Source organism: Nonomuraea cavernae (assembly GCF_040655715.1).
Lineage (GTDB): Bacteria > Actinomycetota > Actinomycetes > Streptosporangiales > Streptosporangiaceae > Nonomuraea > Nonomuraea cavernae_A.
This window is the reverse complement of sequence record NZ_JBFAKL010000021.1, coordinates 1-14,785: the sequence shown is the minus strand read 5'-3', so window position 1 is coordinate 14,785 and position 14,785 is coordinate 1. Positions and strand designations below refer to the sequence as shown.

The 14,785-nt window shown below is 70.0% G+C and carries 13 protein-coding genes; 7 read left to right on the top strand and 6 right to left on the bottom strand.

Annotated elements, in window-relative coordinates:
* Nucleotides 1-28: 28 nt before the first annotated feature.
* Nucleotides 29-889, bottom strand: a complete 861-nt coding sequence (locus AB0I38_RS27325; RefSeq protein ID WP_358477747.1) for a RecB family exonuclease — start codon at nucleotides 887-889, stop codon at nucleotides 29-31.
* Between the two features lie 114 nt (nucleotides 890-1,003).
* Here AB0I38_RS27325 and AB0I38_RS27320 point away from each other — a divergent pair, with 114 nt between their 5' ends.
* Nucleotides 1,004-2,140 (top strand): site-2 protease family protein, encoded by a 1,137-nt coding sequence (locus AB0I38_RS27320; RefSeq protein WP_358477741.1) that lies wholly within the window; start codon nucleotides 1,004-1,006, stop codon nucleotides 2,138-2,140.
* A gap of 362 nt (nucleotides 2,141-2,502) precedes the next feature.
* Nucleotides 2,503-3,960 (top strand): FHA domain-containing protein, encoded by a 1,458-nt coding sequence (locus AB0I38_RS27315; protein WP_358477724.1) that lies wholly within the window; start codon nucleotides 2,503-2,505, stop codon nucleotides 3,958-3,960.
* A gap of 953 nt (nucleotides 3,961-4,913) precedes the next feature.
* Here the strand turns inward: AB0I38_RS27315 and AB0I38_RS27310 are convergent.
* Nucleotides 4,914-5,411: a hypothetical protein gene (locus AB0I38_RS27310; RefSeq protein WP_358477708.1), complete on the bottom strand. Its 498-nt coding sequence runs from the start codon at nucleotides 5,409-5,411 to the stop codon at nucleotides 4,914-4,916.
* A gap of 151 nt (nucleotides 5,412-5,562) precedes the next feature.
* Entirely contained in the window at nucleotides 5,563-6,654 is a 1,092-nt protein-coding gene (locus AB0I38_RS27305; protein ID WP_358477701.1) for a GNAT family N-acetyltransferase, read from the bottom strand.
* A gap of 55 nt (nucleotides 6,655-6,709) precedes the next feature.
* Here AB0I38_RS27305 and AB0I38_RS27300 point away from each other — a divergent pair, with 55 nt between their 5' ends.
* Both AB0I38_RS27300 and arc read left to right on the top strand, forming a co-directional pair.
* On the top strand, nucleotides 6,710-7,570 hold the full coding sequence (locus AB0I38_RS27300; RefSeq protein ID WP_189128385.1) for a tRNA (adenine-N1)-methyltransferase: 861 nt from the start codon (nucleotides 6,710-6,712) through the stop codon (nucleotides 7,568-7,570).
* Nucleotides 7,571-7,774: 204 nt separating this feature from the next.
* Complete coding sequence (gene arc / locus AB0I38_RS27295; RefSeq protein WP_357680858.1) at nucleotides 7,775-9,538, top strand: proteasome ATPase; 1,764 nt, start codon at nucleotides 7,775-7,777, stop codon at nucleotides 9,536-9,538.
* Between the two features lie 128 nt (nucleotides 9,539-9,666).
* Here the strand turns inward: arc and AB0I38_RS27290 are convergent, their stop codons facing one another.
* Nucleotides 9,667-10,446 (bottom strand): serine hydrolase, encoded by a 780-nt coding sequence (locus AB0I38_RS27290; RefSeq protein WP_358477673.1) that lies wholly within the window; start codon nucleotides 10,444-10,446, stop codon nucleotides 9,667-9,669.
* Nucleotides 10,447-10,560: 114 nt separating this feature from the next.
* Between AB0I38_RS27290 and AB0I38_RS27285 the strand changes: the two genes are divergently transcribed.
* Together AB0I38_RS27285 and dop are read left to right on the top strand one after the other, a co-directional pair.
* Nucleotides 10,561-11,679, top strand: coding sequence for an acyltransferase family protein (locus AB0I38_RS27285; protein WP_358477667.1), 1,119 nt, complete (start codon nucleotides 10,561-10,563; stop codon nucleotides 11,677-11,679).
* Nucleotides 11,680-11,881: 202 nt separating this feature from the next.
* Nucleotides 11,882-13,396 (top strand): depupylase/deamidase Dop, encoded by a 1,515-nt coding sequence (gene dop / locus AB0I38_RS27280; RefSeq protein ID WP_358477650.1) that lies wholly within the window; start codon nucleotides 11,882-11,884, stop codon nucleotides 13,394-13,396.
* A 67-nt stretch (nucleotides 13,397-13,463) separates the two neighbouring features.
* Here the strand turns inward: dop and AB0I38_RS27275 are convergent, their stop codons facing one another.
* A complete protein-coding gene (locus AB0I38_RS27275) occupies nucleotides 13,464-13,868 on the bottom strand; it encodes a hypothetical protein (protein ID WP_358477631.1) in 405 nt (134 codons plus the stop codon).
* A 147-nt stretch (nucleotides 13,869-14,015) separates the two neighbouring features.
* Here AB0I38_RS27275 and AB0I38_RS27270 point away from each other — a divergent pair, with 147 nt between their 5' ends.
* Nucleotides 14,016-14,225, top strand: coding sequence for a ubiquitin-like protein Pup (locus AB0I38_RS27270; protein ID WP_189128390.1), 210 nt, complete (start codon nucleotides 14,016-14,018; stop codon nucleotides 14,223-14,225).
* Nucleotides 14,226-14,307: 82 nt separating this feature from the next.
* On the opposite strand, the gene AB0I38_RS27265 is transcribed toward AB0I38_RS27270, so the two are convergent.
* Nucleotides 14,308-14,706: a DinB/UmuC family translesion DNA polymerase gene (locus AB0I38_RS27265; protein ID WP_358477606.1), complete on the bottom strand. Its 399-nt coding sequence runs from the start codon at nucleotides 14,704-14,706 to the stop codon at nucleotides 14,308-14,310.
* Nucleotides 14,707-14,785: the final 79 nt, after the last annotated feature.

Here is a 14,785-nt window from a genome sequence, read left to right as displayed (position 1 = left end):
AACCTCCTCCCAAGGGAGGAAACGGGTCTTACAACTCGTCGGTCGCCGACCGGCGGTTGCTCCTGACCGTGTCGCCCGGCTGGCGGTCGGGCACCGGTGGCGGGGTGCCGCCGAACTCGGGGCACAGCGCCTGGTGGTCGCACCAGTCGCACAGCCTGCTGCGCCGCGCCCGCCACTCGCCCGACTCCAGCGCCCGCTCGATCGCCGCCCACAGCGCCCGCACCTTGCGCTCGGTGGCCAGCAGGTCGGCCTCGTCGGGCGCGTAACGCAGCACCTCGCCGCCGCCGCCCAGGTAGACGAGCTGGAGCAGCCGCGGCACACGGCCGCGCAGCCGCCACAGCACCAGCGCGTAGAACTTCATCTGGAACAGCGCCTTGGCCTCGAAGTCGGGCCCCGGCGCGCTGCCCGTCTTGTAGTCGACCACCCGGACCTCGCCCGACGGGGCCACGTCGAGCCGGTCGACGTAGCCGCGCAGCATCAGGCCGTCGTCGAGCACCGCCTCGACGTAGAGCTCGCGCTCGGCCGGCTCCAGCCGCGTCGGGTCCTCCAGGGTGAAGTAGCGCTCCAGCATGGCCCGCGCCTGGGCCAGCCACTCGGCCTGCTCGCCCTCGTCGGCGAACATCCGCGCGTAGGCCGGGTCGTCGTCGAGCAACCGACGCCACTGCGGCTCCAGGAGCTCCAGCGCCGCCTCGACCGACCGCCTGGGGGCGGGCAGGTCGTAGAGCCGCTCCAGCACCGCGTGGACCACCGTGCCGCGCACCGCCGCCTGCGACGGTTTCTCCGGCAACCGGTCGATCACGCGGAAGCGATAGAGGAGAGGACAGGTCATGAAGTCGCCCGCCCGGGACGGGGAGAGAGCTCCGATGATCGCCGGATCGGTCAACGTCATGCACCGCACTCTAGGTGAAGTCCCCGACAGATTAGGGCCCGCGGAACCAGGATCACCTGATCGGGCGCGTAGCATCTAGGCAGCGAGAGCTTGTTACGAACGTCAAGGAGTGCGGTGAGCGAGCAGAGCCCGCGGCAGGAGTTCTCCGGTCTTCGGATGGGGAAGCCGTTCGGCATTCCGGTCTACGTCTCATGGACCTGGTTCGTCGTCGCCGCCTTCATCACCTGGATCTTTGGCGAGCGGGTGCGCGACATGCTGCCCGAGCTCGACGCCACCGCGGCCTACGCCGTCGCCTTCGTCTTCGCCGTGCTGCTCTACGTCTCGGTGCTGTTGCACGAGCTGGCGCACAGCGTGCTGGCCAAGTCCTACGGCCTGCCGGTGCGCCGGATCACCCTCTACCTCCTCGGCGGCGTGTCGGAGATCGAGAAGGAGCCGCCCACGCCGGGCAAGGAGTTCATGGTCGCCGCGGCCGGCCCGGCGCTCTCGCTCGGCCTGGCGGCCGCCGGCCTGCTCGCCGACGTCTACCTGGTCAACGGCGGCGGCATCCCCGAGGTGCTGATCTGGCAGCTCTGGGTGGCCAACCTCATCGTGGGCGTCTTCAACCTGCTGCCCGGGCTGCCGCTCGACGGCGGCCGGATGCTGCGCGCCGGGGTCTGGAAGCTCACCCGCAACCCCGGCACCGGCACCATCGCCGCCGCCTGGGGCGGGCGGGCGCTGGCCGTGCTGCTGGTCCTGTCGCCGTTCGCCATGTCGATGATGAGCGGTCAGGAGCTCGACTACCGCGACCTGCTGTGGCCGACGGTGCTGGCCTCCTTCATCTGGCTGGGCGCCTCCCAGTCGCTGCGGGTGGCGCGCATCCGTGCCCGGATCCCGCAGGTCAACGCCCGCAGCCTGGCCCGCCGGGCGATCCCGGTCACGGCCGAGACGCCGCTGTCGGAGGCGCTGCGCCAGGCGGGCGAGAAGCAGGCGGGCGCCCTCGTCGTGGTCGACCACGAGGGCCGGCCGCTCGCGATCGTCAACGAGGCGGCCGTGCAGGCCACCCCCGACCACCGCCGCCCGTGGGTCACCTCCGGGTCCATGGCCAAGTCGCTGGAGCCGTCCATGGTGCTGGCCGCCGACCTGGAGGGCGAGGCGCTCATCGAGGCCATGCGCGAGACCCCGGCGGGCGAATACCTGCTCGTGGAGCGGGGCGGTGAGATCTACGGCGTGCTCGCCACCGCCGACGTCAACCGGATCTTCACCGGCGTCTGATTTGTCCCACTCGAATATGCGGCAGCCCCCGGCTAGTGTCGTAGCCAGTGATCAGGCCGGTGCGGCGGGGCCGGATCGCGCCCCGGCGGTGCAAGGATGCGACGACTGGCCGATAGTGTTCTTTTGGCCAAACTTGCACACCAAGGGGGTTTGTCGCGGTCCACCGTTTCGCCGAATGGAGACGGGCCGGCCGCGACAGCACCTCGTCGACTGGGTATGCGTATGGCTGGTGGCCGTCACGGCAGTGCGGGTGCCGTGACATCGCCGGCTTCCGGGGAGGAGAGTTGAGTGACCGAGCGCAGCGAGGGCACCCATGAGCGCGGCACCGTGGTCATGAAGACGTTGGTCATGAGGGAGGACTCATGACCGTCCAGGGTTTCGGGGCGGTCCGTCCGCTCCCCGGTGACGGGCTGGTCGCCTACCTGGGCGGGCTGCTGCTGGTGTGCGACGCGTCCGAGGCGGCGGCCGACAATCTGCTCCAGGCGCTGCGCGAGACGGCAGCCTCCGGCGGAGACGGCCGGGCCCTGGCCCGCCGCGCCGCTCAGGCGCTCGCAGCCAACATGACCGGCGACCCCGCCACATGCGCGGTCGCGGGCCCGGTCGGCGACGGCGTGGCCGTTCTGGTCAGCGGCGCGGCCGCGGCCACGATCACGACCGCGGCCGGCGAGACGCGCCTGGCCGGCAGCGACTCCCTGACCTGGGCCGACCGGCTCATCAGCGGCCCCGTCGAGCGCGTCCGGCTCAGCCTGCCCGGCGCCGGCGAGCCGCACCCCGCGGTCGGCTTCGACGGCGGTGTGGTGCACGGCGGCGGCCTCGCCGGCGACTTCGGCGACCGGGCTCCCGCCCCGTCCAGGCCGCTCACCAGCGAGATGCCCAACACGGCGCTGCACATGGAGCCCGACCTGATCCAGGCGCCGGAGCGCCTGCCGGTGCAGATGGCCCCCTACCCGATGTCCGGCGACCAGCCGTCCGCTCCGCAGAGCCCGCCTCCGGGCCTTCCACCGGGCCCCCAGGCGGCGCCGCCCTTCGCGGACCAGTCGCCCTACCGGCCGCCGCAGGAGCAGCCGCAGCAGAGCCCGTTCCCCTCCTACGACGAGCCCGCCCCCTCAGGCAACGGCACCGTCCCCGAGCACTTCGAGCAACCCGCCCCACCGGAGCGGTTCGACCAGCCCGAGCGCCACTTCGATCCTGGCCCGCCGCTGATGGGCCCGCCCGACCACTTCGAGTCCGGCCCGCCGCTCATGGGGCCGCCCGACCACTTCGACCAGCCGGGCCCGTCCCCGATGGGCCAGCCCGACCACTTCGACCAGCCCGGGCCGCCGCAGGAGCAGGCCGAGCACGGCGACCGCCCCCTGGTCTACGGCGTCGACTGCAAGAACGACCACTTCAACGACCCGCGCGTGCCCTACTGCGCGGTGTGCGGCATCGCGCTCGTCCAGCGCACGCTGGTCCCCTACAAGGGCCCGCGCCCCCCGCTCGGCGTGCTCGTCCTCGACGACGGCACCGCGCTGCCGCTGGAGAGCGACTACCTCCTCGGCCGCGACCCGGAGCGCGCCCCCGAGGTCGCCGGCGGCACCGCGAGGCCCGCCAAGGTCACCAGCCCCGACGGCTCCGTCTCCCGCCGCCACCTCCGGGTGGCCCTCGACGGCTGGGACGTCAACCTGGTCGACCTCGGCTCGGTCAACGGCACCCAGATCCAGCCGCCCGGCGATCCCAACTTCTATGACATCCCGCCCAACGAGCCGGTCAGCATCGTCCCCGGCACCACCGTTCGCGTCGGCGTCTCCCGCACGTTGCGCTTCGAACCCCACCGGGGCTGACCTTCGCGGGCGCTGCCGCCCCAGCGGCGGTGCCGGCCCGCGCGTGAACGCAACGGCTCCGGGGCGGTGCTCGCCCGCGCCGCACCGCGGGAATGTGACCATCACGGCGTTCGGCCGATGTCGGTGTCCGGCGGACGGCGTCGCGCCGGGCGTGATCGTCACGGCGTTCACCCGGGGGTGGTGCCCGGCGGACGGCGTCGCGCCAAGCGAGATCATCACGCCCGTGAGGACGACGCACAGGTCGGCGGCCGAGCGGAGCAGCTCGACCACGGTGAGCCATCTGTCGTGGTCCGTCTGGACCGTCACCTTTTCGGTGGCGAATGGAGGCGACCAGATGAGCGCGCCTGATCAGGTCCGGTCTCCTCGCTGACGAGATCGGCGAGGACGGCTCCCGCGATGGTGGCGAGGAACGCGACGACGTCGTGATGATCCGCGTATCCGACGCCAGGTAGGAAACTACATAGGCTGCGGACGGGGAACGGCCTCCCGCGAGGTGACGGGTCTCTGTCCCGGTCAAATCGCCGATGACTGATCGACTATCCGCTCTATCGATGTTTGGGCGAAATATGCCGAGTTATGGCGTCGTGGGGTTTCCTGTCCGTGCCGGCCGTTCTCGCGGGCCCGCACCGGGTCGCGCGGGGAGACGGTGGCCCGACCTGCCGCTCGTCCGTGGCGGGGCGAGGTCGTCGTGAGTCCGGCCCGCCACGGACGAGCGGCAGGAACCGGTCTGGCCGGCCGTCCGGACGATCCACCGCGGCCTGACAGGAAGGTGGTGTTTTGCCATTCCTCTTACCGTTTCGCGCAATTCTTTGGATGGTCGTACGCGATTAGCGAAATCTCCGGTTCCGTAAAGAGAAATAGCCTTCAGGGGATTCCCCAGGTTCCGTGGCCGGGCCGTTTCCGGTGATCCGGCCGGTGCGAATCGCGTACGGAGGAGGCCGGGGGCCGGAGGGTCAGGCGTGGGCGAAGGCGTGGACGCCGCGCAGCTGGCGCACGGCGGCCTCCAGCCCGCTGGCCGCCTCCAGGGCCCGGCCGGCGGCGGTCGCGAAGCGGCTCAGCAGGTCCTCGTCGCGGTCGCTGAAGAGGCGGCCGGCGACCCAGAGGAGCGCGTGGTCACGGGTGGCCACGGGCACCGGCGTCGCCAGGAAGCCCGGCTCGCCCACCGATGGGTCGCGGGCCATGAGCAAGGGCTCCGGCGACACCGCCAGCGTCTTGAGCACCCCCGACTCGGCCAGCCAGGCGCGCATTCGGAGTGGATCGCCCGGCGGCGCGTGCACGTGGACGCTGTGGGCGGCCTCACACAGCGCGTCCACCCGCACGAACCCCGCGTAGGCGGTGCCCGTGACCGCGGCGGCGGTGCGGGCCAGCCGGTCGATGAGTTTCGCGGCGTCGAGGCAGGAGAACGAGACGATGAGCTCGTGCACGGCCACGTCGGTACGGTTGCTTGGCATCGCGGTGTCCCGGCGGAGGGGGTGAGGACGCGCACCCCGATCACGCGAATCTCAAGAGCGGTGACCCGGAGTATTGCTCGCGGGGGAGCGCTTGACCAGACCTCATCCGGAAATCGGAATTATTGCCGTATTTCGGACAGGTCGCGTGTCTCTAACGCGGGCGCAGGCGTACCCACGCCACGTCGTCGCTCCGTGTCCCGTCCGCCTGGGGGAACAGCTCCCGGTGCACGCACTCGCGACTGAACCCCGCCCGCTCCAGCACCGCGTGGGAGGCGGTGTTGGAGATGTCGGTGCCCGCCACGATCCGGTGCAGCGCCGTACGGGTGAACACCCAGTCGGTCAGCAGGCGCACCGCCCGCGTCATGAACCCCCGGCCGCGGAAGGCGGACCGCAGGGAATAGCCGATCATGGCCTGCCCCAGCATCGGCGTCACCTGCGTCAGCTGCAGGTGCCCGGCGAACGCGCCGGAAGCGGCGTCCCGGACCGCCAGCTCGATCCGCTGCCCCGAGACCCACCAGTAGCCGGTGTGGCGGCAGCGGCGCCGGTCGTCCTCCAGGGTGCTGAGCGGCCCCAGCTTGTAGGCCGTCACGCTCGGCTCGGCCAGCATGCGGTGGAAGTCTCCGGCGTCGCCGGGCGCCATCGGCACCAGGCGGACCACCCCGTCGGTGAGCTCGCCCCCCTCGAACGGCGGCAGGTAGGACGGCACGCTCTCGCCGAGGTCGTGGGCCAGCCGGGCGAAGGTGATGAAGTCGGCGCGGCGGCCGTCACGCAGCAGTTTGGCATCGCGCCTGCGCCCCTCCTCGGTGAAGCCCGCCTTGTAGGCGACCCGCAGGCTGGCGATGTTCTCCACGATCGCCTGGAGCTCGACCCGGTGCACGCCGTGGTCGAACAGCCATCCCGCGACCGCCCGCGCGGCGGTGCTCGCCACTCCCTTGCCGCGCGCCCACGGCGCGACCAGATAGCCCATCTCCACCGTGGCCTGCTCGTCGGGCGCGGAGACGCCGACGGAGCCCACGTAGCGGCCGTTCTCGGTGATCGCGAACTCCGCGCCGCCGCACTCCCACTTCGCCGCGGCGGCCGCCAGGTAGGCACGGGCGTCGCGCGGCGTGTAGGGCGCCGGCAGGGAAGGCAGGAACTCGGCCGTGACCGGGTCGTCACAGGCGGCGACGATCGACTCGGCGTCCACCCCGGCCGGGGCGCGCAGCACCAGCGAGCCCGAGGAGATCACTTCACGCGGGAACATCCCTCATAGATATCGCGCGTCTGGACGCGCTCGAAAGCCCTATAACCTTGCCGACATGGGTTTCCGCAGGCATGGGCCGTTCCAGGCGGGGGATCAGGTGCAGCTCACCGACCCCAAGAACAAGCGTCACACGATCACGCTCAAGCAGGACGGCGTCTTCCACACGCACAAGGGCGCGATCCCGCACAGCGACCTGATCGGACAGCCCGAAGGCTCCGTGGTGCGCTCCTCGGGCGGCACCCAGTACCTCGCCTTCCGCCATCTGCTGCAGGACTACACCCTCGCCATGCCGCGCGGCGCGGCCGTGATCTATCCGAAGGACGCCGCGCAGATCGTCGGCATGGCCGACATCTTCCCGGGCGCCCGGGTGATCGAGGCCGGTGTCGGCTCCGGCGCGCTGACCTGCTTCCTGCTGCGCGCCGTCGGCCCCGAGGGCCGCGTCACGTCGTACGAGCGCCGCCAGGACTTCGCCGACGTCGCCCGCACGAACGTGGAGCGGTTCTTCGGCACCGAGCCGGGCGGTCCGGCCGACAACTGGCGGCTGGTCGTGGGCGACCTGGTGGCCTCGATCGACGAGATCGACGTCGACCGCGTCATCCTTGACATGCTCGCTCCCTGGGAGTGCGTCGACGCCGTCGCCAAGGCCCTCACGCCGGGCGGTGTGATCTGCTGTTACGTGGCGACGACCACCCAGTTGTCGAAGACCGTGGAGGTCATTCGCGATCACGGGAGTTTCACCGAGCCCCATGCGTGGGAGACCCTGGTTCGCGACTGGCATGTCGAAGGCCTCGCCGTACGACCCGACCATCGGATGATCGGGCACACGGGGTTCCTCGTCACCGCCCGTCGTATGGCGGACGGCGTGGCGCCCCCGCCGCGACGCCGACGACCGAAGGGAACCACCGAGGAACTATGACAATTTGGCCACGAGGGTGCGTTGGTGCGTGACACGGGAACAGACGGCAGTGTTCAAGTGCTGGCAGTATCAAACGCGCTATTAGGGATTAATCACCGAATACTGCATGCCACTCGACGAACACTGCCCGGCCAGGTTACGGAGGGGCCCGAGATAGGTAAGGTCCTTAGTAGTCGCCCTCGACTGGGAAGGAGGTGACGGGGCGTGGCAGCTCGCGATGATGCTGAGGCTCGAGCCGCGCAGCGCGAACGGGAGGTCGCTGATCTTTCAACACAGGTCTCCTTCCTCCAAGAGGAGATCACCGCGCTGAGGCGGAAGCTGGCCGAGTCACCCCGTCAGGCCAGGGTCCTCGAAGAGCGCCTTCATGAGGCACAGGCTAACCTCGCGGCCGTTACCGGCCAGAACGAACGCCTGGTGGCCACACTCAAGGAGGCCAGGGACCAGATCGTTGCTCTCAAGGAGGAGGTCGACCGGCTGGCGCAGCCGCCATCCGGGTTCGGCACCTTCCTCGAGGCCCGAGAAGACGGCACGATCGAGGTGTTCACCGGCGGCCGCAAGCTGCGGGTGAACGTCAGCCCGGCCGTCGACGTCGACTCGCTGCGGCGTGGCCAGGAGGTCATGCTCAACGAGGCGCTCAACGTGGTCGAAGCCCTCGGCTACGAAGAGATCGGCGAGATCGTGATGCTCAAGGAGTTGCTCGACGAGGGCCGGCGCGCCCTGGTCATCTCGCACGCCGACGAGGAGCGCGTCGTGCGACTGGCCGAGTCGCTGGTCGGCCAGCCCATCAGGGCGGGTGACTCCCTCCTTCTGGAGCCCCGGTCGGGCTACGTCTACGAGCGCATTCCCAAGTCCGAAGTCGAAGAGCTCGTCCTCGAAGAGGTCCCCGACATCTCCTACGAGGAGATCGGCGGCCTGATGAGGCAGATCGAGCAGATCAGGGACGCCATCGAGCTGCCCTACCTGCACGCCGACCTGTTCCGCGAGCACAAGCTGCGCCCGCCCAAGGGCGTGCTGCTCTACGGCCCGCCCGGCTGTGGCAAGACGCTCATCGCCAAGGCCGTCGCCAACTCCCTGGCCAAGCAGGTCGCGGAGAAGACCGGCCAGTCCGGCAAGAGCTTCTTCCTCAACATCAAGGGCCCCGAGCTGCTCAACAAGTACGTCGGTGAGACCGAGCGGCACATCCGCCTGGTCTTCCAGCGGGCCCGCGAGAAGGCCTCCGAGGGCACCCCGGTGATCGTGTTCTTCGACGAGATGGACTCGATCTTCCGGACCCGGGGCTCGGGCGTGTCGTCCGACGTGGAAAACACCATCGTGCCCCAGCTGCTGTCGGAGATCGACGGTGTCGAGGGCCTGGAGAACGTCATCGTCATCGGCGCCTCCAACCGCGAGGACATGATCGACCCGGCGATCCTGCGGCCCGGCCGCCTGGACGTCAAGATCAAGATCGAGCGGCCGGACGCCGAGGCGGCCAAGGACATCTTCTCGAAGTACCTCATCCCGGATCTGCCGCTGCACCCGGACGACCTGTCCGAGCACAGCGACTCCCGCGAGGCCACCATCCACGGCATGATCCAGAGCGTCGTCGAACGCATGTACACCGAGAGCGAGGAAAATCGTTTCCTCGAGGTGACCTACGCCAACGGCGACAAGGAAGTCCTCTACTTCAAGGACTTCAACTCCGGCGCGATGATCCAGAACATCGTCGACCGCGGCAAGAAGATGGCCATCAAGCAGTTCCTGGAGAGTGGCCAGAAGGGCCTGCGGGTGCAGCACCTGCTCGCGGCCTGCGTGGACGAGTTCTCCGAGAACGAAGACCTGCCCAACACCACCAACCCCGACGACTGGGCCCGCATCTCCGGAAAGAAGGGCGAGCGGATCGTCTACATCCGCACCCTCGTCTCCGGCAAGCAGGGCGCCGAAGCCGGCCGTTCCATCGACACGGTGGCCAACACCGGCCAGTACCTGTAGGCACCGGCCGGTCACCCGGCACAGAGGGGCCGCGCGGAACACCGCGCGGCCCCTTCCGTATGCCACGGCCGGCTCCGCTGAGAGCCTCTACCCGCCCGCGGGACCGTACGGCCCCGCCGGGAGCGGCCCTACCCGTGCGCCGTCCGCGGCAGGGCGCCGGGGACGGCCGCGATCAGCGTGCCCGCCCGCCGTACGGCGTGCACGAGGCGCGCGTCGGAGCCGGGCGGGCCGGCGGCGAGCACGGCGTAGGCGATCGTGCCCATGAGACCCACGTCCGACCGGACACCATCGTCGGTGCCGGTCTTGTTCGCCATCCACGCCCCCTCCGGATCGTGGGCGACCAGCCCCGGCACGAGACCGTGATCGGTGTTGGCCAGCATCCAGCCGCGCAGCCGCGCCCGCCAGCCGTCCCCGGAGGCGACCCGTTCCGCCAGGCCCGACAGCTCGCCGGCGGTGCCCACGGCGAACGTCGGGGGGTGCCCCGGCCCGCGCGGCTCCCTGATCCGATCCAGCAACCGGGTGCGTGCCAGGCCCAGCCCTGCCGCCGCCTCGTTCACCCGGTCGAGGCCCACCCGGCGCAGCAGCACGTTCGTCGCCGTGTTGTCGCTCACCGACGCCGTGAGCAGCGCCAGGTCGGCCACCGTCCACGTACGCGCCGACAGTCCCGTCAGGAGCCCCGATCCGGCGCACAGGTCGTCCTCGCGCACCGCCAGCGGCTCCGCCGGGTCGAGCCGCCCGTCCTCCACGCCCATCGCCACCTCGGCCAGCAGCAGCAGCTTGCCCACGCTGGCCAGCGGTAGCTCCACATCCTCGTTCAACGCCGCGGCGAACCCAGGGCGGCCCGGCACGCGTACGGCCACCGCCAGCGTGCCCGGACACTCCGCGGCGATCCTCTTCACATCGGTCACGGGGCACACGATTTCACGAACCGCTCACCGCCCGCCGAACCGCCTCCCGGCGGAAACGCAGGGAAAGCCGGGACCGATGGAACCAAAGTGATCAATGTGATCGTCTAAGGGGGCGTGCATCAACCCAACCGGCCGAGGCATGCTCGCGGGGACGGCCGGCTGGCCGAACTCGATCTGCTGCGGTTCATCGCCGCGCTGGCCGTGCTCGCCTTCCACTACCTCGTCGCGTACGCCTCCGTGTGGGGCGACCGGCCCGCCGAGCTCTTTCCCGCCCTCGCCCCGTTCGCCGGGCTGGGCATTCTCGGCGTCGAGCTGTTCTTCGTCATCAGCGGCTTCGTCATCCTGATGAGCGCCTGGGGGCGCGGAGTCGGCGCGTTCGCCAGGTCCAGGCTGGTCAGGCTCTATCCGGCCTACTGGCTCAGCCTCCTGGCCGTCGCCGGTCTCTACGCCTTCACCGGCGCCAAGGCGCTCGACCCGAAGCTCTCGGCCGGCGAGTATCTGGTGAACGCCACCATGTTCCAGCGGTTGCTGGGCGTCACCGACGCGGCCGGCGTCTACTGGTCGCTCTGGGCCGAACTTCGCTTCTACCTGCTCATGGCGATCCTGGTGATCATCGGCGTCACCTACGGCCGGGTGCTGGCCTTCTGCGGGATCTGGCTGGTGGCCGCGTTAGGCGCCGAGTTACTCGGCAACGACCTGCTCAACCAGATCGTCATGCCCCGCTACGCCCCCTACTTCGTCGCCGGCATGGCGCTCTACCTGATCCACAAGCACGGAAGCGCCTGGCTGCCCTGGCTGTACGTGGTCGCCGGCTGGGCCATGTCGCTGCACTCCGCGCTCGAACGCGTGCACGGCCGGATCAAGGTGGCCGGGTTCAAGAACATGCCGGTCAGCGACCTCAGCGTCATCATCACGATCACGGTCGTCTTCGCCGCGATGGCGCTCGTCGCGCTCGGGGTGCTCAGGCTCAGGCCATCCAGGGTGCTCACCGCGCTCGGCGGCACGACCTACCCGTTGTACCTGTTCCACTCCGTCGTCGCCGTGGCCCTCGTCCCGCCGCTGGTGAGCCGGCTGGATCCGTGGCTGGTCGCCACGATCACCACGCTCGCCGCCGTGCTCCTGTCCTACCTGGTGTACGCCTTCGCCGAACGCCCCATCCAGCGCCTGTTCAGACCCGGGGCGCGCGCCGCCTTGGCACCCGTCGTGCCCAGGGAGCGGGTGAACTCGGGCTGAGCCCGCCGTGGGTACGCCGGACCGTGGCGGGGCAGGCGAAACGCCCTGCCCCACGCGTGGACGGCGGCCACGGAAGGCCCTGCCGTACAGGTTCTGCAGGCGTCGGTGCCATAACTCTGTGACCCTGGGGCACTGTGAAGGGCATAGGCTCAGGCATATAAACGGCGGATAGAACTGACCCCGGACGAACAGAGGGTGTTGCATGACGGTGCGTCGGGTGATGGGCATCGAGACCGAATACGGCATCTCCGTACCCGGTCAGCCAGGCGCCAATGCGATGGTGACCTCCTCGCAGGTGGTGAACGCCTACCTGGCCGCCTCGGCGGCCCGCGCCCGCAGGGCACGGTGGGACTTCGAGGAAGAGAATCCGCTGCGCGACGCGCGGGGCTTCGACCTGGCCAGGGAGGTCGCCGATCCCACCCAGTTGACGGACGAGGACCTCGGCCTGGCCAACGTCATCCTGACCAACGGCGCGCGCCTCTACGTCGACCACGCCCACCCCGAATACTCCACGCCCGAGTGCACCAATCCGCGCGCGGCCGTGATCTGGGACAAGGCGGGGGAGCGGGTCATGTACGACGCCGCCCAGCGGGCCTCGGCCATGCCGTCCAACGCGCCGATCCAGCTGTACAAGAACAACACCGACGCCAAGGGCGCCTCCTACGGCTGTCACGAAAACTACCTGATGCGGCGCGCCACCCCGTTCGCCGACATCGTCCGCCACCTGACCCCGTTCTTCGTCTCCCGCCAGGTCGTCGTCGGCGCGGGCAAGGTCGGCATCGGTCAGGACTCCCGCGGCGAGGGCTTCCAGATCAGCCAGCGGGCCGACTTCTTCGAGGTCGAGGTGGGCCTGGAGACGACGCTCAAGCGGCCGATCATCAACACCCGCGACGAGCCGCACGCCGATCCCGAAAAGTACCGCCGCCTGCACGTGATCATCGGCGACGCCAACATGTCGGAGATCTCCACCTACCTGAAGCTCGGCACGACCGCGCTCGTCCTGGCCATGATCGAGGACGGGTTCCTGACCCGCGACCTCGCCGTGGAGAATCCCGTCCAGGCGCTGCGCGCGGTCTCCCACGATCCGTCGTGCCGCTACGAGATCCCGATGCGCGACGGCCGCAAGCTGACCGCGATCCAGCTGCAGATGGAATACCTGGAGCAGGCCCGCAAATACGTCGAAGAGCGGGGCATCGCCCAGGAGGAGATGAACAAGGACATCCTTGACCGCTGGGAGTCTGTCCTGACCCGCCTGGCCGAGGATCCCATGCAGCTGTCCCGCGAGCTCGACTGGGTCGCCAAGCTCGAGCTCCTCGAGGGCTACCGCACGCGCGACGCCCTGCCCTGGTCGCATCCCCGGCTGCAGCTCGTCGACCTGCAATACTCCGACATCCGGCCCGACCGGGGCCTCTACAACCGCCTGGTGGCCCGTGGCCGCATGCAGCGCCTGGTCACCGAGGACGAGGTCCAGCGGGCCGTCGAGAACCCACCGAGCGACACCCGCGCCTACTTCCGCGGCCGCTGCCTGCGGCAGTACAGCGAGTCGGTCGCCGCGGCCTCCTGGGACTCCGTCATCTTCGACATCCCCGGCCGCGAGTCCCTGCAGCGAGTGCCCACCTTGGAGCCGCTGCGCGGCACCAAGGCCCACGTCGGGGAGCTGTTCGACCGCTGCCACACCGCCGCCGACCTCGTCGCGGCGCTGACGGGCGGCGACTGACACCGCGCCGCACCGTTTCCCGCCCGCTCCAGTACGGAATCTACAAAGTAAAGGCGCCGGGGCCGGATCAGATCAGTCCGATGCCCAGCGTCAGCGTGCCCACGGCCAGGCACGCCCCGCCCAGTGTCGTCAGCCAGATCAGCCTGTTCGGCTTCGTGTCCTTCGGCCGGACCACCGACAGGAAGAACCCGAGCGGCATCAGGATCGGCGCGGCCACGATCAGCAGGCGCACCATGTCCTTGAGGCCGCCGGACAGGTCGGCCTGGTCGACGTACAGCATGGCCACCAGGCTGAACAGGACCAGCACGCCCGCGTGGGCGTGGCCCGCGCGCCACAGGCCGCGGCGCACCGGGTTGTCCAGGTAGCCGGGCGTGTTGCGCATGAGGAACGAGAGCAGCGAGACGCCGCCGAAGGCGACCGCCGGCACTGTGATGAGCAGCACACCTGCCGTGCTGAGGGATGAGGGGGACATCGCACACCTCCGATGGGAACGTGGATCCAGTATTAGATAGGAGCGCTATCTAGTCAACCCGGCAAGATCGCCGGGCGATCGACGCGCATTGTGGTCCGGTTCGGGGAAGATATGGGGAGAGGCAGTCCCCCACCATGGAGGTACGACATGGCAAGCAAGGACACCGGCGGGCAGAAGCAGACCGGTCGGCGCGAGTCCGAGGTCGAGGAGACCGAGGCCTCGGCGGCGCCGGATGTGCAGGAGCGCCAGGAGAAGCTCACCGACGACGTGGACGCGATCCTGGACGAGATCGACGAGGTTCTCGAGGAGAACGCGGAGGAGTTCGTGCGCTCGTACGTGCAGAAGGGCGGAGAGTAGCCCGCAGCACGTGAACCCGTGGCACCCCGCATGGGGGTGAAACGGTGCCCGGGCGCGACCGAGGAGGAGGCGCGCTCGGCGGCTAGGGGCGGGCCGTGCGAGTCCGGCCCGGCATCTCGTAGTCGACCGCCACGCCGAGCAGGCGGACGGGGCGATCGAGGTCGAAGCGGCCGAGCACGGCCAGTGCGGCGCGGGTCAGCGCCGCGGGGTCGGTGGTCGGCATGGAGAGTTTGGACTGTCGCGTGCGGGTGACGAAGGGCGCGAACCGCACCTTGACCGAGACCCTGACGATCACCCGGTTCCCGGCGGCGGCGTCGGCGGCGACCTGCCCGGCCAGTGCCGCGACCTGGGCGGCGATCTCCGTGTCGTCGGTGAGGTCGGCGGCGAAGGTGGTCTCGCGGCTGTGGCCGCGCGGCATCCACGGGGTGGTGACGATCTCCGCCTCGCCCTTGCCGAGCGCGAGATAGTGAACGTTTTTCAACCTCCTGGACGCGTGTCCTGATCACAGCATGATCGCGATGCTGATGTTCGGCCGATGACGCAAAGAAGCTCCTGGTAGA

Coding starts and splice junctions, on each gene's coding strand:
- AB0I38_RS27325 (WP_358477747.1), bottom strand. CDS start 889: ATGACGTTGACCGATCCGGCGATCATCGGAGCTCTCTCCCCGTCCCGG.
- AB0I38_RS27315 (WP_358477724.1), top strand. CDS start 2,503: ATGACCGTCCAGGGTTTCGGGGCGGTCCGTCCGCTCCCCGGTGACGGG.
- AB0I38_RS27310 (WP_358477708.1), bottom strand. CDS start 5,411: ATGCCAAGCAACCGTACCGACGTGGCCGTGCACGAGCTCATCGTCTCG.
- AB0I38_RS27305 (WP_358477701.1), bottom strand. CDS start 6,654: ATGTTCCCGCGTGAAGTGATCTCCTCGGGCTCGCTGGTGCTGCGCGCC.
- AB0I38_RS27300 (WP_189128385.1), top strand. CDS start 6,710: ATGGGTTTCCGCAGGCATGGGCCGTTCCAGGCGGGGGATCAGGTGCAG.
- dop (WP_358477650.1), top strand. CDS start 11,882: ATGACGGTGCGTCGGGTGATGGGCATCGAGACCGAATACGGCATCTCC.
- AB0I38_RS27275 (WP_358477631.1), bottom strand. CDS start 13,868: ATGTCCCCCTCATCCCTCAGCACGGCAGGTGTGCTGCTCATCACAGTG.
- AB0I38_RS27270 (WP_189128390.1), top strand. CDS start 14,016: ATGGCAAGCAAGGACACCGGCGGGCAGAAGCAGACCGGTCGGCGCGAG.